16 protein-coding genes are annotated in these 17,154 nt (G+C 68.8%); 9 read left to right on the top strand and 7 right to left on the bottom strand.

Translation table 11 applies throughout. The annotated features are described in order from the left end of the window. Nucleotides 1–27: 27 nt before the first annotated feature. Nucleotides 28–813, bottom strand: coding sequence for an ABC transporter substrate-binding protein (locus tag B7P44_RS04270; protein WP_084901062.1), 786 nt, complete (start codon nucleotides 811–813; stop codon nucleotides 28–30). A 314-nt stretch (nucleotides 814–1,127) separates the two neighbouring features. Here B7P44_RS04270 and B7P44_RS04265 point away from each other — a divergent pair, with 314 nt between their 5' ends. The 5 genes from B7P44_RS04265 (at nucleotide 1,128) to B7P44_RS04245 (ending at nucleotide 6,123) form a co-directional block, all read left to right on the top strand. Beyond that, nucleotides 1,128–2,102 carry an ornithine cyclodeaminase family protein gene (locus tag B7P44_RS04265; protein WP_084901059.1) on the top strand — a complete coding sequence of 325 codons (975 nt, stop codon included), beginning with the start codon at nucleotides 1,128–1,130 and terminating at the stop codon, nucleotides 2,100–2,102. After that, nucleotides 2,099–2,845 (top strand): helix-turn-helix transcriptional regulator, encoded by a 747-nt coding sequence (locus B7P44_RS04260; protein WP_084901057.1) that lies wholly within the window; start codon nucleotides 2,099–2,101, stop codon nucleotides 2,843–2,845. Before B7P44_RS04265 ends, B7P44_RS04260 begins: the two co-directional genes overlap by 4 nt. 56 nt (nucleotides 2,846–2,901) lie before the next feature. Continuing rightward, complete coding sequence (locus tag B7P44_RS04255; protein WP_084901054.1) at nucleotides 2,902–3,633, top strand: DsbA family oxidoreductase; 732 nt, start codon at nucleotides 2,902–2,904, stop codon at nucleotides 3,631–3,633. A 101-nt stretch (nucleotides 3,634–3,734) separates the two neighbouring features. Next, nucleotides 3,735–5,177 (top strand): DHA2 family efflux MFS transporter permease subunit, encoded by a 1,443-nt coding sequence (locus tag B7P44_RS04250; RefSeq protein ID WP_084901052.1) that lies wholly within the window; start codon nucleotides 3,735–3,737, stop codon nucleotides 5,175–5,177. Between the two features lie 157 nt (nucleotides 5,178–5,334). After that, nucleotides 5,335–6,123, top strand: coding sequence for a sulfite exporter TauE/SafE family protein (locus B7P44_RS04245; RefSeq protein ID WP_084901049.1), 789 nt, complete (start codon nucleotides 5,335–5,337; stop codon nucleotides 6,121–6,123). A 106-nt stretch (nucleotides 6,124–6,229) separates the two neighbouring features. Here B7P44_RS04245 and B7P44_RS04240 read toward each other — a convergent pair whose 3' ends face one another. Further along, entirely contained in the window at nucleotides 6,230–8,065 is a 1,836-nt protein-coding gene (locus B7P44_RS04240) for a S10 family peptidase (RefSeq protein ID WP_084901047.1), read from the bottom strand. 203 nt (nucleotides 8,066–8,268) lie between these two features. Next, entirely contained in the window at nucleotides 8,269–8,769 is a 501-nt protein-coding gene (locus tag B7P44_RS36155) for a hypothetical protein (protein WP_157721045.1), read from the bottom strand. 95 nt (nucleotides 8,770–8,864) lie between these two features. On the opposite strand from B7P44_RS36155, the gene B7P44_RS04230 reads away from it, so the two are divergent. After that, on the top strand, nucleotides 8,865–9,827 hold the full coding sequence (locus tag B7P44_RS04230; protein WP_167389794.1) for an IS110 family transposase: 963 nt from the start codon (nucleotides 8,865–8,867) through the stop codon (nucleotides 9,825–9,827). Nucleotides 9,828–9,843: 16 nt separating this feature from the next. Here the strand turns inward: B7P44_RS04230 and B7P44_RS04225 are convergent, their stop codons facing one another. Beyond that, the gene (locus B7P44_RS04225) at nucleotides 9,844–11,943 is read right to left on the bottom strand and encodes a D-(-)-3-hydroxybutyrate oligomer hydrolase (RefSeq protein WP_084901041.1); all 2,100 of its coding nucleotides are present in this window, start codon (nucleotides 11,941–11,943) and stop codon (nucleotides 9,844–9,846) included. Nucleotides 11,944–12,054: 111 nt separating this feature from the next. Continuing rightward, nucleotides 12,055–12,429 carry a BON domain-containing protein gene (locus B7P44_RS04220; RefSeq protein WP_084901039.1) on the bottom strand — a complete coding sequence of 125 codons (375 nt, stop codon included), beginning with the start codon at nucleotides 12,427–12,429 and terminating at the stop codon, nucleotides 12,055–12,057. 419 nt (nucleotides 12,430–12,848) lie between these two features. On the opposite strand from B7P44_RS04220, the gene B7P44_RS04215 reads away from it, so the two are divergent. The 3 genes from B7P44_RS04215 (at nucleotide 12,849) to B7P44_RS04205 (ending at nucleotide 16,063) form a co-directional block, all read left to right on the top strand. Next, nucleotides 12,849–14,273, top strand: a complete 1,425-nt coding sequence (locus B7P44_RS04215; RefSeq protein ID WP_084901036.1) for a TAXI family TRAP transporter solute-binding subunit — start codon at nucleotides 12,849–12,851, stop codon at nucleotides 14,271–14,273. A 112-nt stretch (nucleotides 14,274–14,385) separates the two neighbouring features. Further along, on the top strand, nucleotides 14,386–15,024 hold the full coding sequence (locus B7P44_RS04210) for a DsbA family protein (RefSeq protein ID WP_084901032.1): 639 nt from the start codon (nucleotides 14,386–14,388) through the stop codon (nucleotides 15,022–15,024). Nucleotides 15,025–15,112: 88 nt separating this feature from the next. Beyond that, nucleotides 15,113–16,063, top strand: a complete 951-nt coding sequence (locus B7P44_RS04205; protein ID WP_084901029.1) for a LysR family transcriptional regulator — start codon at nucleotides 15,113–15,115, stop codon at nucleotides 16,061–16,063. Nucleotides 16,064–16,085: 22 nt separating this feature from the next. Here the strand turns inward: B7P44_RS04205 and B7P44_RS04200 are convergent, their stop codons facing one another. Then, nucleotides 16,086–16,487 (bottom strand): nuclear transport factor 2 family protein, encoded by a 402-nt coding sequence (locus B7P44_RS04200; protein WP_084906398.1) that lies wholly within the window; start codon nucleotides 16,485–16,487, stop codon nucleotides 16,086–16,088. An 87-nt stretch (nucleotides 16,488–16,574) separates the two neighbouring features. Further along, nucleotides 16,575–17,153, bottom strand: coding sequence for a xanthine dehydrogenase accessory protein XdhC (xdhC, locus tag B7P44_RS04195; protein ID WP_084901025.1), 579 nt, complete (start codon nucleotides 17,151–17,153; stop codon nucleotides 16,575–16,577). Nucleotide 17,154: the final 1 nt, after the last annotated feature.

The following is a 17,154-nucleotide window of genomic DNA, read 5'->3' as shown; positions in this document are numbered from 1 at the left end:
CGGGTCATGCGCCCGGCACGGCCGTGCTTACTTCGCGATGATGTCGCGCTTGAAGTACTTCTGCGACAGCGCGCTCAGCGTGCCGTCCTTCTTCAGCGCATCGAGCGCGCCGGCGACTTTCGCCTGCAACGCCTTGTCGCCCTTGCGCATCCCGAAGCCCGTGCCTTCGCCGAGCGTCGCCGGGTCCTTCAGCGGCTCGCCGACGATCTGGTAATCATGGCCGGCCGGCTTGTCGAGGAAGCCGTCCTGCGCGGTCTGCGCTTCCTGCACCGCGGCGTCGAGGCGGCCCGCGACGAGATCCGCGTAGATCTGGTCCTGATCCTGGTACGACACGACCGATACGCCCGCGCCGGCCCAGTGCGCCTTCAGGAAATCCTCCTGCGACGAGCCCTGCAGCACGCCGACGCGCTTGCCGCGCAGGCTCGCCGCGTCCGGCTGCAGCGGCGAGCCGCGCTTCGCGACCATCACGATCGGCACGACGTAGATCGCCGGCGTGAAATCGATGCTCTGCCTGCGCTTCGCGGTGATGTTCATCGCCGAGTTGATCGCGTCGAACTTGCGCGCCTGCAACGCGGGAATCAGCCCGTCGAACGCGTTCTCGACCCACACGCACTTCATCTTCAGCTTCGCGCACACGGCGTTGCCGACGTCGACGTCGAAGCCCTGCAACTGCCCGGACGGCGTCTTGCTCTCGAACGGGGGATAAGCGGCTTCGATCCCGAAGCGCAACGTATTGGCGGATGGTTCCGCATGGGCCGTGACGGCCGCGCTCGCGAAGGCCGCGGCGGCGCAAAGGGCAAGCTTCCAGTTCATGACGGGTCCTGTCTGGGTTGACGCAATGAGGATCGGCAGCGCCAATCCGTGCAGGCGAAATATAGACTGAAAGTCTACTATAGACTATAGGGGATACGATAATCGTGCCCCGGTTTCGCTTCGTCCGAATCGACGCCAATCCTTCCAACGCATTGATTCCAGGAGATTTTTTAAAGCCTCCTCAAGCGGCAGACCACCTGAAAAGAAAAGCTCACCCAACATATCGAGTCTATATTAGACTTTTCGTCCATCATGAACATCGCCGGGCGCCGCTTTGCGAGACGGCTCGTCCGGCCCGAACTGGAGACGCATCCATGACGCAAGCCGCCCCGACCCTGCCGCTGACCGTCGACGACGCGACGGTGCGCGCCGCCCTGCCGTCGCTCGACGTGCTCGGCACGCTGCGCCGCATGTTCGCCGCGCTCGGCGAAGCACGCGCGGTGCAGCCGCCGCAAACGCTCACGCTGTTCCCCGACCAGGCCGGCGACTTCATCACCTACCTCGGCGCGTTCGCCGACGCGCAGGTGTTCGGCGCGAAGCTGTCGCCGTACATCGTGACGGGCGGCAAACCCGACGGGAGACCCATCGTCACCGCATGGACCGCGCTGATGTCGATGCGGACCGGCCAGCCGCTGATGTGGTGCGACGCGCAGCGCCTGACGATCGAGCGCACCGCCGGCACGACCGCGCTCGCGGTCGACTGCCTCGCGCCCGGCGATGCGAAGCATCTCGCGGTGATCGGCACGGGCGCGGTCGGCCTCGCGCACCTGCGGCACACGGCGGCGCTGCGCGATTGGGAGACGATCCGCGTCCATTCGCCGGCGCTGGCCGGCAACGCGGCGTTGCAGGCCGAACTCGCGCGGCTGGACCCGCGTGCGCGGCCGGCCGACAGTGTCGACGCGTGCGTGCGCGACGCGGACGTCGTGATGCTGTGCACGTCGTCGGGCGTGCCGGTGCTCGGCGACGGCATGCTCACGCGCCCCGCGCTCGTCACGTCGATCAGCACGAACGTCGCGCAGGCTCACGAGATCCCGCCCGCGTGGCTGCCCGACATGGACGTGTACTGCGACTACCGGCACACGACGCCCGCGAGCGCGGGCGAGATGCAGCGCGCCGTCGCCGAGCACGGCTGGCGCGTCGAACGCATCGCGGGCGACCTGCCGGCGCTCGTGCATGGCACGTGCCCGCCGCCGTCGCGCACGCGCCATGCGTTCTTCCGCTCGATCGGCCTCGGTCTCGAGGACGTCGCGATCGCGCATGCGCTCTACACGCACCTGACGCACGCATGAGCAGCGCGCGCACGCGAGCCCGATACAATGGCGCAACCGCCGCGGCGGCCGCGCCTCGGCGTGCCCAAGGCGGCTCACCCGAGAGTGCGATCCCGATGCGCAAGAAGAAATCCCCCGTCAAAGACCTGCTGCTGTCCCGCTACGCGCCGCTTGCCGACGGCATCGCGACGCTGTTCTTCCCCTACGCGGAAGTCGTGATTCACGACCTGCACGACCAGACCGTGCTGTATCTCGCGAACAACCTGTCGAAGCGCGAGGTCGGCGACGACTCCGCGCTCGAGGAAATCGACCACTCGGCGCGCGAGCGCGTGATCGGCCCATACGAGAAGCTCAACTGGGACGGCCGGCGGATGCGCTGCGTCAGCAACATCCTGTTCGACGACGAAGGGCATCCGGCCGGGATGATGTGCATCAACTTCAACATCGCGGTGTTCGACGAAGTGCGTGCGACGCTCGACCTGTTCATCAAGGGCGCGGGCGTCGTCGCGCAACCGGACGAGCTGTTCCGCGACGACTGGCAGGAGCGCATCAACACGTTCCTGCACGGCTGGCTGCGCGAGCGGCAGGTCGGCCTGAACGGACTCACGCGCGTGCATCGGCGCGAGCTCGTCGAGGCGCTCTACGCGGAAGGCGCGTTCCGCGGCAAGAGCGCGGCGAACTACGTCGCGAACGTGCTCGGGATGGGACGCGCGACGGTCTACAAGCATCTCAAGCACCTGAAGGACACGCAGGGCGACGCCTAGGCGTCGAAGCAAAAGTGATATAGTCGCGGTTACATTTTTTTCCGAACCCCCATCCCATGCCGACCGCCGCCTCCCCCGCGCTCCACCCGACGCTGACCGTCGAAATCTGGTCCGACCTGATCTGCCCGTGGTGCTGGATCGGCAAGCGCCGTTTCGACGAGGCGCTCGCCGCGTTCGCGCACGCGGACCGCGTCGACGTCGCGCTGCGCGCGTACCGCCTGTTCCCCGGCCAGCCGGTCGAGCCGGTCGAGGCGATGCTCGGCAGCAAGTACCGGCTTGCGCCCCCGCAGGTCGACCAGATGCTGCGGCAGGTGACCGACGCGGCCGCAAGCGTCGGGCTCGGCTACGACCTGCCCGGCACGCTCGTCGGCGACACGCTCGACGGCCACCGGCTCGTGAAGCTCGCGGAAACCACCGGCCGCGCGCATGCGCTGACCGAGCGGCTGTATCGCGCGTATTTCAGCGAGCACGGCTCGCTGTTCGATCACGGCTCGCTGACCGATCTCGCGGTCGACGCGGGGCTCGAGCGCGCGGCGGTCGACGCCGTGCTGCGCAGCGACGCGTACCGGAGCGAAGTCGACGCCGACATCGCGCGGGCCGAGCAGATCGGCGGCCGCGGCGTGCCGCTGTTCGTGTTCGGCGGCCGCTACGCGGTGTCCGGCGCGCAGGCGGCCGACGTGTTCGCGCAGGCGCTCGAGCAGGCGTGGCAGGACGGCATCGTCGCCATCGGCGACGACGACGCGGCCGCATGCGGCCCCGACGGCTGCGCGCTGCCGCCGAACGCGTAACAATCCGCCCCGCTGCTGCCAGAAACCGGCAGGAAGCCGCGCCGTGCGGCGCCTACAATGTTGCCTTTCATTCAAATAACTATCAGAGAGGCCACATCCCCATGACCCACGGCATCCACGGCGAGAAGCGCTGGTACACGCTGATCGTCCTCTGCCTCGGCGTGCTGATGATCGTGCTGGACAACACGATCGTGAACGTCGCCCTTCCATCGATCAGCGCCGACCTGCGCTTCAGCGAGACGGCGCTCGTCTGGGTCGTCAACGCATACATGCTGACCTTCGGCGGCTGCCTGCTGCTCGGCGGCCGGCTCGGCGACCTGTACGGACACCGGCGCATGTTCCTCGCCGGACTCACGGTGTTCACGCTCGCGTCGCTCGCCTGCGGCATCGCGCAGTCGCAGGCGATGCTGATCGCCGCGCGCGCGGTGCAGGGGTTCGGCGGCGCGATCGTGTCGGCGGTGGCGCTGTCGCTGATCATGAACCTGTTCACCGAGACCGGCGAACGGGCGCGCGCGATGGGCGTCTACGGCTTCGTCTGCGCGGGCGGCGGCAGCATCGGCGTGCTGCTCGGCGGGCTGCTGACGAGCGCGCTGTCGTGGCACTGGATCTTCCTCGTCAACCTGCCGATCGGCGTCGCCGTCTACGCGCTGTGCACCGCGCTGCTGCCGCGCACGCGCGCGCCGGCCGCCGATGCGCGGCTCGACGTCGCGGGGGCCGTCACCGTGACCGCGTCGCTGATGCTCGCCGTCTACGGGATCGTCAACGGCAACGAGGCCGGCTGGCTGTCGACGCAGACCGTCGCGCTCGTCGGCGCGGCCGCCGCGCTGCTCGTGCTGTTCATCGCGATCGAGGCGCGTGTCGCGCACCCGCTGATGCCGCTCACGCTGTTCGCCAAGCGCAACGTCGCGCTCGCGAACGTGATCGGCGTGTTGTGGGCGGCCGCGATGTTCGCGTGGTTCTTCCTGTCCGCGCTGTACATGCAGCGCGTGCTCGGCTACCGCCCGCTCCAGGTCGGCCTCGCGTTCCTGCCGGCCAACCTGATCATGGCCGCGTTCTCGCTCGGGCTGTCGGCGCGGATCGTGATGCGCTTCGGGATCCGCGGCCCGATCGCCGCCGGCCTGCTGATCGCCGCGTGCGGCCTCGCGCTGTTCGCGCGCGCGCCCGTCGACGGCGGCTTCGTGTGGCACGTGCTGCCCGGCATGACGCTGCTCGGCGTCGGCGCGGGCGTCGCGTTCAATCCGGTGCTGCTCGCCGCGATGGGCGATGTCGATCCCGCGGATTCGGGCCTCGCGTCCGGCATCGTCAACACCGCGTTCATGATGGGCGGCGCGCTCGGGCTCGCCGTGCTCGCGAGCCTCGCGGCCGCGCGCACCGATGCGCTCGCCGCAAGCCAGGCCGCGCCGCTCGACGCGCTGAACGGCGGCTATCACGTCGCGTTCGCGTTCGGCGCGGTGTTCGCGGCCGCGGCCGCGCTGATCGGCCTCGCGCTGCGCATCCGGCGGCCGCACCCGGCAGGCGGCGGGGTCGGCAGCGCGATGCACTGATTTGGGGCATTGACCGCAGGCGGCCGGGTGGCCGATTTTTAACGCAGTCGTACACCGCCTCGCCAGTTTTGCGACAATGACGGACTTTGACGCGCGCGCGCCGCTGCCGCGTGCAGCCGCCGAACACCGCCGAACACCACCCAATCGCCAGATTCCGATGTCGCTCCCTCATATCGATCTGCTGTACTCCCTGTCCGGCCTGTTCGTCGGCATCCTCGTCGGCCTGACCGGCGTCGGCGGCGGCTCGCTGATGACGCCGATCCTCGTGCTGCTGTTCGGCGTCCACCCGGCGACCGCGGTCGGCACCGACCTGCTGTATGCGGCCGCGACCAAGGCGACCGGCACGCTGGTGCACGGCCTCAAGGGCTCGGTCGACTGGCGCATCACGGGCCGGCTCGCCGCGGGCAGCGTCCCGGCGTCGGCCATCACGCTGTGGTTCCTGCACACGTACGGGATGCACACGCCCGGCACCGCGCGGCTGATCCAGCTCGTGCTCGGCGGCGCGCTGCTGCTCACGTCGCTCGCGCTGATCTTCCGCCCGCAGCTCGCGGCGCTCGCCGCGCGCAACCCGCTCGCGCCGAACCCGGCGCGCACGCTGTGGTCGACCGTGCTGACGGGCGTCGTGCTCGGCGTGCTGGTGTCGATGACGTCGGTGGGCGCCGGCGCGATCGGCGTGACCGTGCTCCTGCTGCTGTACCCGGCGCTCGCGACGACCCGCATCGTCGGCTCCGACATCGCGCACGCGGTCCCGCTCACGCTCGTCGCCGGCATGGGCCACTGGCTGCTCGGCTCGGTCGACTGGTCGATGCTGCTGTCGCTGCTGATCGGCTCGCTGCCCGGCATCGTGATCGGCAGCGTGCTGTCGACGCGCGCGCCCGAGCGCCTGCTGCGCAACCTGCTCGCGTCGACGCTCGTCGCGGTCGGCCTGCGGCTCGTGCTCGCGTGACGGCAGGCGCGCCGCGCGCGCGCCGCTCAAAGCAAAACGCCGCCCGGCTTGTGACCGGGCGGCGTTTTTTTTACGTCGCGTCAGGCGGCGCGTGCGCCGCCCGCGCTCAGTGGAGCTGCTGCTGTTGCTCCAGCTTCTGCTGGCGCAGCTGCTGCGCGCGCATCTGCAGCTTCTGCACACGCTGCAACGCCGCGCGGTTCGCGAGGATGCCGTCGTAGAAGTTGCCGAGATCGCCCTTCATCGTGGTCCGCGACGCGTCGTTCAGGTAGATCATGTGGCCCGACGGGTAGTACTTCATCGTCAGGTTCTGCGCCTTCAACGTCGGATCGAGCGCCATCTGCTGCAGCGTCAGCTCGGTCTGGTGGAACGGCGTCACCGCGTCGAAATAGCCGTTCGCGGACAGCACCTTCAGGTCCGGGTTCAGGCTCATCGACGACGCAAGGTCGCCCGCCGTGTACAGCGTGTTGCCGCCGCCGCGGTTCGCACCCGTCGGGTCCGTATGGCTGAAGTCCCAGTTGTTGAACACCTGGTCGTTCAGGTCGACGAACGACGACGTCGACGTGTACTTCAGGTCGGTGTTCAGGTAGCTGTTCCACAGCACGGTGTACGCGCCGCCGACGTTGGAGATCGACGGATCGTTGCTGCCCGAGTTCGGCAGGATGAACGGCGCGATGCCCTGGCCCGTGTAGTTCGCGCGGCCGTCATACTGGCCGATCTGGATGCCCGGCACGAGCGTCAGGAAGAACGTGTACGGCGGGTTGTTGTTCGACGACGGCACGTTGCCGAGCCCGGCCGGGTTGCCGAAGGTCTGGATCAGCGAGACCGGATCGGTGCCGATGTACGCGCCCATCTGCTGCGCGCTCTGCAGGTTCAGGTTCAGCCGCACGTTGACGAAGCCGCCGTCCTGCGGATTCGGCGCCTGCGCGAGCGGCGCGAGCACGTTGTCCGCGTAGTTGCGCGCCTGGACCATGTACGCGTCGAGGTCGGTCGGCGTCGGCGTGAGCGTCGTCTTCTTCCAGTAGAACGCGTCGGCGGCGAGCGTCGGGAAGATGCCGACCGCGGACAGCGCGTTCGAGTAGTCGAGGATCGACGACTGCAGCGTGATCCCGTTCAGCTCGATGCCGTCCTCATGCAGCGCCCACGACACGACCGCGCTGCGCGCGGTGCCGTACGACTCGCCGAACAGGAACTTCGGCGAGTTCCAGCGCGAGTACTTGGTCAGGTAGCGCTGGATGAAGCGGTCGATCGAGCGCGCGTCCTGGTCGACGCCCCAGAAGTCCTTGTTCTTCGCCGGGGCGATCGCGGCCGAGTAGCCGGTGCCGACCGGGTTGATGAACACGAGGTCCGAGCGGTCGAGCAGGCTGTCCGGGTTGTCGAGCAGCTTGTACGGCGCGGGCGGCGTGAAGTTCGGGAACGACGACTGCAGGCGCTTCGGGCCGAACGAGCCGAGCAGCAGGTAGACCGACGACGAGCCCGGGCCGCCGTTGTAGAAGAACGTGACCGGGCGCGGCTTCGACGGGTCGGGATTGTCCTGCGTGTACGCGACATAGAACATCTTCGCGTTCGGCTTCGACGTGACCGGATCGATCGTCGTCAGGTGGCCGGCGGTGGCCGTGTACTTGATGACCTTGCCGCCGATCGACACCTGCCGGTGCACGACCGCCGCGCCTTCGGTGGCGTCGGTCACCGCGTCGGTGGGGCCGGTGCCGTAGACGTCGGTGTCGACGAACGGCTGGTCGGCCTGCGCGGCGCTCGTCGCCGCGCCGGACGCCGGCGCATTCGCGGCCGTGGCTGCAGCGGCGGCCGCGGCGGACGGGTTCGCCCCGTCGTCGCCGCCGCACCCCGTGACGAGCAGCGCAGCGGCCGTCGCCGCGACGAGCGGGCCGCTCAGTGTCGTTCCAAATAGCGCGAAACCGTCTTTCAAGGACTTCAGTGTCGTCATTATTGCCTCTCGAACAGAACGATAAATATCGCCGGACGCAAAGGATGATTTGCTCCGGCGTTCCGCACCGGGAGCGCATTCGTTATGCGACGCACTCCGAGTTTTTTACCGGATCGACGCAAATCGACCGGCATGATTTACCCCACCCGATATTCAGCAACCACCCAATGGAATCAATTCCATTGAAAACGGCAATTCAAAAATCACCCGCGATTCCCGGCCATTGCGAACCGCACGCGGATCGAAGGCAAAGCAACGCCCCACAAAGCCAGGCCGGACAAGGCCGCTTCGCTTCGAAAGGGCGAACAATCCCGTTCGGCGGAGCGCCGATTAATCGCAAAATTGCGTTCAATCGCGGCTTCAGCCGAATTAATAAAATCGAAAGGATTATCTAATCGAAAGGAAAGGAATATGTGTCCCGGATAATTTATTAAATTAAGTGAAAACACCGGCGCATAATAGATTCCGGGTTTTCTGCCGTAAAGTAACAATTTGTTACGGCGCCGTTTTTCGCCGGGAATCGAATCCGGAAGCAATTCCCGCGAACGGCCGAAAAAAGCCGGACGCTGGCGTCCGGCTTCGGGCGGGCGGCGGCGCGCGCTTGTATGTTTAAGCCTGACCAGTACGGTAAAGTCTGAGCGCAGCCAGACATGACCGTGCAGTTTGATCCGCGCTTGGGCGTGAGAGCCCGTTTCTGAGTACAAAACGCACGGTTGCCGTGCTGGTCTTCCTGAAACCCGAACGGTTACCCGCCCCGATTTGATCGAGAGCGCATGCACAAGCAAGGGATCTGAAGATCATGTCTGTTTCCTCAGTGGTGGTCGGCATCGACGTGGCCAAAGAACACGTCGATATTGAAGTCTTGGGCGCTGAACTGGCTTCTCAGCGATGGGCTAACGATGCCGAGGCGCACTCGGCACTGGCAGCGGCTTTGCAACCGCTGAACATTAGCCTGATCGTCATGGAGGCCACTGGCGGCTACGAAGCAGCGCTTGCCTGCGCGCTGCAAGCGGTTGGTCTGCCGGTTGCCGTGGTTAATCCGCGTCAGGCGCGCGACTTTGCTAAATCGATGGGACGTCTGGCCAAGACTGACACGATCGATGCCCATATGCTGGCCGAGTTCGCATCGGTACTGGTTCGCCGCCAGGATCTGGCCAGCTTCATTCGACCGCTGGCGGACGCCCAGCAACAAGCCCTGGCCGCCATGGTCACGCGTCGTCGTCAGTTGCTCGGCATGCTGCTCTCGGAGCGACAGCGTCTGCAACTGGCGATTCCAGTCGTTCGCCCGAGCATCGAGACCATGATCGACGCCATTCGCAAGCAACTCGATGATGTCGATGCCCAAATGGTCGCTCACGTTCGCGAGCACTACAGTGCGCTCGACGTGTTGCTTCGCTCCGCAAGCGGTATCGGTCCGGTAGCCAGCGCCACATTGATCGCGGAATTGCCTGAGCTCGGTCGGCTTAATCGGCGCCAGATTGCAGCCTTGGTCGGTGTCGCCCCGATGGCTTGGGACTCTGGAACCGTCCGCGGACGCAGGCGAATCCAAGGCGGACGCTTTGATATCCGCCGCGTTCTGTACATGGCTGCGCTCACCGCTTCGCGACGCAACCCCGCCATTACCGCCTTCTACCAACGGCTCATTGCTTCCGGCAAACCGCCCAAGGTTGCACTGGTTGCCTGCATGCGCAAGCTCTTGACCGTGCTCAACGCCATGGTCAGAACCAGCACTCCTTGGGACAGTTCGCTTCATTCCGCTTGACTCGCTAGACGGTTACTCAGAACGGCACGTCGAGCGCCCCGGCGCCGACCGTGATCGCATTGCCGCCCGGCGCAGCCGAGATCGGCGGCAGGTTCGCGGTCGTCAGCGCCGGCGCCGCGCCCGGCGTGCCGCCGCGCGGCACGGTGCGGATCACTTGCGACGGCGGCAGCGGCGCGCCGTTCTTCAGGTGCCGCCACATCAGGTTCAGCGCCTGCAGGTCATAGTAATGCACGGGCACGAAGCGCGTATCGAAGCCCGCGACCGGCAGGAATGCATCGAAGTGCTGACCGTTCGTCACCTCGTAGAACGCCAGCTGGCTGCGGCCGCCTTCGCTGAGACTGTTCTGCGCGACGTACGCGCGCGACGCGTGGTTGACCGGCACGAGCGCATCGCTGCGGCCGTGCACGATGATCGCGGGCTTGCCCTGCAGGTTCGCGTTCACGCGCACCGCGTCGACGTTCGCGGGCATGTTCAGCTGCCCGTTCGTCCACAGCTGGCGCAGGCACAGCGCGCCCGCGAAGCTCGCGTCGGGCGTCGCGAGGCGATGGTCGACGCCGCTCGCGGGGCCCGTATTGAACACGAGGTTGATGCCGTTGGTCGGCGGCACGCCGTTGCCCGCGCCGAACACGCTCGGCATCGGCGACGCGGCGGGCGGCGCCACCGCACCGGTGGCCGCGTTCGTGGTCGCGAAGCTGAAATTGCACAGGTTGTCGACGACGCGCGAGCGCGTGTACGCGTTCGCGTAGGTCACCGCGATCGCCGGGGTCGCCTGCGAATCCCACATCGGCGCCTGCAGCATGTCGGAGTCGGCGAGATAGCCGGCCGCGTGCAGCTGCGCGAGCGCATCGGCGGCCTGGCTCTGCAGGTCGGCGCCCGCGACGAGCCCGGCCGCGGCCAGCGTCGCGCAGCGCTGCGCGCGGATCGACTGCGTGACGGCCGACGGCAGCGCGGTGAGATACGGCGCGCCCGCGAGCGCGGACGCCGCCGCCGCGCACGGCTGCATCAGGTTCGCGAAGGTCGCGTAGTCGGCCAGCGGCCGTCCGAACGACGGCACCGGCGCGCCGCCCTGTCGCACCACCGCATTCGGCGCCATCCGCACGTTGATCTGCGGCTCGCCGACCACGACCGCGGTGATCCAGTTGCGCGTGTCCTGCTCGGCCGCCGCGAGCGCCGCGCCGCCGCCGTTGCTGACCGACGCGGCGATCGTCGTGATGTCGCCGGGGCGATAGCGCACGCCGTGGCGCGTGCCGTCGATCAGCGGTCCGAACTGCTCGTTGAGCGCCCAGTACGCGAACTCGACCGCCTGCAGCGTCACGCGCCCCCAGTCCTGCTCCGGATTCTGCTGCGAATGCGCGTGCTTGAACGCATAGCGGTTCGGGAACTGCGCGTTGAACGTCGCCAGCTCGCCGCTCGACACGTTCGCGGTGAAGAGGCTCGCGTTGCCGGCGAGCACCGCGTTCGCGAGCGTGCCGTCGATCAGCGTGACGGTGTCCGAGCCGAGCTCGTGCGCGCCGTTGCCGCCGCCCTTGTCGTTGTAGGCGACCGCGCAGCCGCGCTTCAGGCCCCACTCGCCGGCGGCCGAGATCGCGCCGTACACGCCGCGCGAGCCGGACGACGTCGCGGTGACGATGCACGGCTGCGCCGGGTCGAAGCTGGTCGGCACCTGCACGAGCAGCGTGACGTTCCTGCGGCCGCTGCCGTCGTCGGAGTACGCGAGGTATTCGGTGCCGGCGATCCGGCCTTCGCCGAGCGTGTCGTTGCCGTCGAGATCGACGTTCGGCCCCCAGAAGCGGCCGTAGCCGCCGTTGGCGCTCATGTCGACGATCGCGCGATAGTTCGACCAGATCGCGAGGCGGCGCAGTTCGGCCGCCGTCGGCCGGGCCGGGTTCGCGAACGCGGGCGGCGCGGCGCTCGCGAGGCCGCTCTTGCCGAGGCCGGCCGTCAGCAGATCGTCGCTCGTGCCGTCATAGGCCGTCGTGCGCACGCTGCCCGCGATGAAACCGGGCAACGCGTTGCCGTCGCGCGTGTCGTTGCCGTTGCAGGCCCCGAACAGCGTCACGACGGCGGCCAGCGCCGCTCCGAACCCGACCCGCCTGCCCCACCGTAGCCTCGTCATTGTCGCCCTCTCTCTCTGGTTATGTCGGATGGACTCCAAGCGAAAACGGGCCCCGGATTCCCGAGGCCCGCCTGGATGCGAGCGCGAGCGGCGCGAACGCGCCGCCCCGCGTCATTGCGGCTGGACGTGCAGCTTGTTGCTGACGGACGTGACGCCCGGCACGCCCTTGGCCGCGGCCTCGGCCTTTTCGATCTGTGCGGCGTCGGGCACCGAGCCCTCGAGCGTGACCGCCCCGCCCTTCGAACGCACGACGATGCTCGACACGTCGACGCCGTTCTCCTTCGAAAGCGCCTTGCGCACCGCGTAGCCGAGCTTGCGGTTCGCCTGCTTCGCGGATTTCGCCGCGGCCTTCGATGCGCTCTTCGCGGCGGCGGGCGCTTCGGACGCCGCCGGCTCGCTCGACTGCGCGTAGACGCTGCCGGACAGACTCACGGCCACCGCGGCCACTCCCAACGCCCCCAACGCTCTCGACACGATCGACTTCATGCTATCTCCTTGTGAATCGGAACGGCCGCGCACAGTGCGGCCGACTACCCCCAAAAGCGGCCGGCCTGCACGCGCGAGCGCGGCGGGACAGCCGGTGATTTCCACGGCGATGCGAGAGAGGCGAGACGGACCGGCGGCCGGCGCACGCGAAAGCGGGCCGGCCGGGCCGGGCAGCCGCCGGCCGGGCGCGCCCGGTCTGGTCGGGTGCCGGGTCGCGCAAGTCGGGCGTGGCTGCGTCGCACAATGTAATCCAGCGCCCGCGGAAGCGCAAAGCTTTTGACGCGGCGCCGGCGCCGGCCGGGCCCGCCGGATTCGCGCACGTGCGGCGAAACCGGTTACCATCGCCGCGAATGCATGCGATCCGTGGCCCGTCCGCGTCATCGATCCGTCATGCGTGCGCCATTCGCCGATCGCCTCTCATGAAGCCACTCCTGCGCCCTCGCCGGCCGCCCCGCATCCTCGCCCGCTTCGTCGCGGTATCGTGGCGCGACCTCGCGCTGTCGGTCGGGCCGACCGTGCTGCTCGCGATCGCCGCCGTCTGGCTCGCGATCAAGATGATCCAGCCCGCACCGCCGTCCACGCTCGTGATCTCGGCCGGCCCGCCCGGCAGCACCTACTGGAACGCCGCGCAGAAGTACAAGGCGATCCTCGCGAAGAACGGCGTGACGCTCGACGTGGAGTCGTCCGAAGGATCCGCGCAGAACCTCGAGCGGCTGTCCAACGCGAACGCGTCGGTGGACGTCGGCTTCGTGCAGAGCGGCATCGGCCCGAAGACGCGCGACGAGCACCTCGTCGCGCTCGGCAGCATCGGCTACGTGCCGCTCGCGATCATGTACCGCGGCCCGATCGTCGCGCGGCTGTCGGACTTCAACGGCAAGCGGCTCGCGCTCGGCCCGGAAGGCAGCGGCGCGCGCGAGCTGAGCCTCGCGCTGCTGAAGATGAACGGCATCGCGCCGGGCGGGACGACCGCGCTGCTGCCGATCTCCGGCGAGGACGCCGCCGAGGCGCTGCTCGCCGGCAAGCTCGACGCGGCGTTCCTGTCCGGCGATTCGACGCAGATCCCGGTGATGGCGAAGCTGTTCCGCGCGCCGGGCGTGCACGTGTACTCGTTCACGCAGGCGGAAGCCTATGCGCGCCGCTTCCCGTACCTGACCGCGATCACGCTGCCCGAAGGGGTCTACGATCTCGGTCGGGACCTGCCGCCCGCCGACATCCACACGGTCGCGCCGACGATCGAGCTGGTCGCGCGCGACTCGCTGCACCCTGCGCTGTCCGACCTGCTGATCGAGGCCGCGCGCGAGGTGCACGGCCACGCGACGATCCTGCAGCACGCGGGCGAATTCCCGTCGGCGGTGACGCGCAGCTTCCCGCTGTCGGACGACGCGGCGCGCTACTACAAGTCGGGCAAGACCTTCCTGTACCGGCGGCTGCCGTTCTGGGTCGCGAGCCTCGTCGACCGGCTGCTCGTGATCGTCGTGCCGCTCATCGTCGTGCTGATTCCGGGGGTGCGGGTCGTGCCGGCGCTGTACGGCTGGCGCGTGCGCTCGCGGATCTACCGCTGGTACGGCGCGCTGATCGCGCTCGAGCGCAACGCGCTCGGCGAGCACACCGCCGCCGAGCGCATCGAGTTGCTCGATCGGCTCGACGACATCGAGGAATCGGTGAACCGGATGAAGATGCCGCTCGCGTATGCCGGGCAGTTCTACGTGCTGCGCGAGCACATCGGCTTCGTGCGCGAGCGGCTGACCGCGCACGACCCCGATCCGCACGGCCGCCCGCACGACGCGCCGCTCGCGTCCGGCGGCGACGGCGCGCCCCCCCGGGCGACACCGGGTTCCGCCTGAGCGCGCGATCCGCGATCATTGCCGCATCGGCCGGCCGCCGCGTAACATGGAGGCCGCCGCCAGGCGCCGCGCGCGGGACGGCCGGCCCCGGCCCCATCCTCTGGAGATCGTCATGACAACCGGCCTCGACACCGCCCAGCCCGCCTGGTTCTTCGATTTCGTCTCGCCGTTCTCCTACCTGCTGCTCGAACAGTATGAAAGATGGCCGGACGTGCCGTTCGCGCCGGTCGCGGTGTCGCTCGTCGACCTGCAGCGCCACTGGGGCCAGCGCCCGAGCGCGGACGTGCCGGCCAAGCGCATCTTCACGTATCGGCATGCGCTGTTTCGCGCGGAGCAGCTCGGCATCCACTTCAGGATGCCGCCCGCGCACCCGTTCGACTCCGACAAGGCGCTGCGCCTCGCGATCGCGCTGCGAGCCGACCTCGCGACGGTGCGCGAGATGTTCCGCTTCATCTGGCGCGACGGCAACGACCCGTCGACGCCGGACGGCTTCGCGGCGCTGTGCGAGCGGGTCGGCGTCGGGCATGGCGACCAGCTGATCGAATTCGAGGAAACGGTCGCGCAGCTGCGCCGCCATACCGACGATGCGATCGCGCTCGGCGTGTTCGGCGTGCCGACGTTCTGGATGAGCAAGCAGCTGTTCTGGGGCGAGGACGCGCTGCCGATGGTGCTGTATTGCGCACGCACGCCGACCTGGCTCGAGACGCGCGAAGTGAAGCGCATCAGCGCGCTGCCGAAGGGGCGCGCGTAAGCGCGTAATAGCGGTCATCAACCGGCCACGATGCACGGGGGCGCGCGCCTGCGGTAAGGTTACGCCTCGCCCGCCTCATCCCCCATCCATGCAAGACGACGACCGTACCGCCTCGCTCGACATCTGGCTCGTGCGCGTGCTGCGCACGCTGCTGCTCGAGCGCAGCGTCACGCAGGCCGCGCTGCGGCTCAACCAGACCCAGCCCGCGATCAGCACCGCGCTGCGCAAGCTGCGCGAGACGCTGAACGACCCGATCCTCGTGCGCGGCAAGTCCGGGATGGTGCCGACCGAATACGGCGCGTCGCTGCTCGACGCCGCGCAGCGCGCGCTGCGCGAGGTCGACTTCATCGCGACGCCGCACGGCGAGTTCGCGCCCGAGTCCGCGCGTCGCACGTTCCGCATCGCCGCACCCGACTACCTGAACGACTTCTTCATGCCCACGCTGATCGCGCGCTTTCGCGACGCGGCGCCGCAGGCGCATCTGGAAATCGATTCGCTGAACCCGACGCTCGATCACGCGGGCGCGCTCGAATCCGGCGCGCTCGATCTCGTGATCGGCAACTGGCCGAAGCCGGACCCGCGCTTCGCGCGCGACGACCTGTTCTCCGACACCGTCGTCTGCCTGATGCGGGACTCCCATCCGCTCGCGCAGGCGCCGCTCACGCGCGACGCCTACGCGGGGGCCGCGCATCTCGCGCCGACGCCCTACACCGGCGACAAACGCAACGCGATCGAGATCGGCCTCGCGCGCGCGGGCCTCACGCGGCGGATCGTGACGACGCTGCCGTACTTCGGGCTCGTGCCGCAGGTGCTGCTGCAATCGGACCTGATCTTCACGACGACGCGGCGCTTCGCGACGCACTACGCGCAGCTGCTGCCGCTCGTCGTCGTCGCGCCGCCGGTGCCGTTTCCGCGCATCCGCAGCTATCTGCTCACGCATCCGCAGCCGGATCGCCCGACCGACATCGCGTGGCTGCGCGCGCTGATGCAAAGCGTGTCGGACGAGCTGACCGCCGCGCGCGGCGGGCGCAAGCGCTGACGCGGCACGCCTGCGAGCCGGCTCACGCGGTGCAGAACGTTTCCTGAAGATGGGTCCAGCGCACCGCGCCCGCCGCGTCGCGCTCGAACACCGCGGTCGCGCGCCGCGCGGGCAGCTCGCCCGACGCCGCGTGCTGCGCTTCGAGATAGGTGACCACCGCGTGTGCGTCGTCCGACGCGAGCACGCGAACCTCCGACAACGTGATGCGCAGCCCCGGCCGCGCGCCGGCCAGCTTCGCGAACACTTCGCGCGTGCCGTCGCGGTCGAACGCGCGGCCGTTGGTCGCGATCATCGTGAAAGCGGGCGCAAACGGCGCGATCAGCGCGTCGAGCGCCGCGGGCGTGGTATCGGCGCCGGACAGCCAGCGCTCGATGACGGCGAGGCTCGTGTCGAGCACGTCGAGAAAGACTTGGGAATCGGACATGGTCACCTGAACGGAAAGGCGCGGCCCCATGCCGCGCGATTCGTCAGTGTAGACAAAAACGCACGGCGGCGACGTGACGCCGCGCCGTCACCGCGCGCAGGACAGGTCGTCCGCCACGCGCCCCGACGCCGCGGCCTTCACGTCCGCCACGGGCACGCCCGCGCGCGCTTGCAGCAGCTCCGCGCAGACGGCCACCGCGATCGAGCCGGGCGCCTTGTCGACGATCCCGGCGATCCCGATCGGGCACACCATCTCGCGCATCCGCGCCGGATCGACGCCGCGCGCGACGAGCCGCCGCTCGAACTTCACCCGCTTCGTGCGCGAGCCGATCATCCCGAAGTACGCGAAGTCGCGCCGCCGCATGATCCGCTCCGCCAGCGCGAAATCGAGCGCATGGTTGTGCGTCATCACGAGGAAGTACGCGCCCGGCGGCGCTTCGTCGACGATCGCCTCGGGCGTGTCGGTCGGCTCGGGCTGCACGTTCGGCGGACATTCGTCCGGGAACAGCTCGTCGCGCGTGTCGACCCACTGCACGACGCACGGCAGCGCGCCGAGCAGCGTCGCGAGCGCGTGGCCGACGTGTCCCGCGCCGAACAGCACGACGTGCATCGGCGGGGGCGTGCCCGTTGCGCGGTTGCGCCGGCCGGTGCCCTTGGCGAACGTCATG

The organism is Burkholderia ubonensis subsp. mesacidophila (assembly GCF_002097715.1).
Lineage (GTDB): Bacteria > Pseudomonadota > Gammaproteobacteria > Burkholderiales > Burkholderiaceae > Burkholderia > Burkholderia mesacidophila.
The sequence above is the reverse complement of the archived record's forward strand: the minus strand, read 5'-3'. Positions and strand labels throughout refer to the sequence as shown.

Excerpts from the sequence above, each read along its gene's own strand:
- B7P44_RS04270 (WP_084901062.1), bottom strand. The coding sequence starts at position 813 with ATGAACTGGAAGCTTGCCCTTTGCGCCGCCGCGGCCTTCGCGAGCGCG.
- B7P44_RS04265 (WP_084901059.1), top strand. The coding sequence starts at position 1,128 with ATGACGCAAGCCGCCCCGACCCTGCCGCTGACCGTCGACGACGCGACG.
- B7P44_RS04260 (WP_084901057.1), top strand. The coding sequence starts at position 2,099 with ATGAGCAGCGCGCGCACGCGAGCCCGATACAATGGCGCAACCGCCGCG.
- B7P44_RS04255 (WP_084901054.1), top strand. The coding sequence starts at position 2,902 with ATGCCGACCGCCGCCTCCCCCGCGCTCCACCCGACGCTGACCGTCGAA.
- B7P44_RS04250 (WP_084901052.1), top strand. The coding sequence starts at position 3,735 with ATGACCCACGGCATCCACGGCGAGAAGCGCTGGTACACGCTGATCGTC.
- B7P44_RS04245 (WP_084901049.1), top strand. The coding sequence starts at position 5,335 with ATGTCGCTCCCTCATATCGATCTGCTGTACTCCCTGTCCGGCCTGTTC.
- B7P44_RS04240 (WP_084901047.1), bottom strand. The coding sequence starts at position 8,065 with ATGACGACACTGAAGTCCTTGAAAGACGGTTTCGCGCTATTTGGAACG.
- B7P44_RS04230 (WP_167389794.1), top strand. The coding sequence starts at position 8,865 with ATGTCTGTTTCCTCAGTGGTGGTCGGCATCGACGTGGCCAAAGAACAC.
- B7P44_RS04225 (WP_084901041.1), bottom strand. The coding sequence starts at position 11,943 with ATGACGAGGCTACGGTGGGGCAGGCGGGTCGGGTTCGGAGCGGCGCTG.
- B7P44_RS04220 (WP_084901039.1), bottom strand. The coding sequence starts at position 12,429 with ATGAAGTCGATCGTGTCGAGAGCGTTGGGGGCGTTGGGAGTGGCCGCG.
- B7P44_RS04215 (WP_084901036.1), top strand. The coding sequence starts at position 12,849 with ATGAAGCCACTCCTGCGCCCTCGCCGGCCGCCCCGCATCCTCGCCCGC.
- B7P44_RS04210 (WP_084901032.1), top strand. The coding sequence starts at position 14,386 with ATGACAACCGGCCTCGACACCGCCCAGCCCGCCTGGTTCTTCGATTTC.
- B7P44_RS04205 (WP_084901029.1), top strand. The coding sequence starts at position 15,113 with ATGCAAGACGACGACCGTACCGCCTCGCTCGACATCTGGCTCGTGCGC.
- B7P44_RS04200 (WP_084906398.1), bottom strand. The coding sequence starts at position 16,487 with ATGTCCGATTCCCAAGTCTTTCTCGACGTGCTCGACACGAGCCTCGCC.
- xdhC (WP_084901025.1), bottom strand. The coding sequence starts at position 17,153 with ATGACGTTCGCCAAGGGCACCGGCCGGCGCAACCGCGCAACGGGCACG.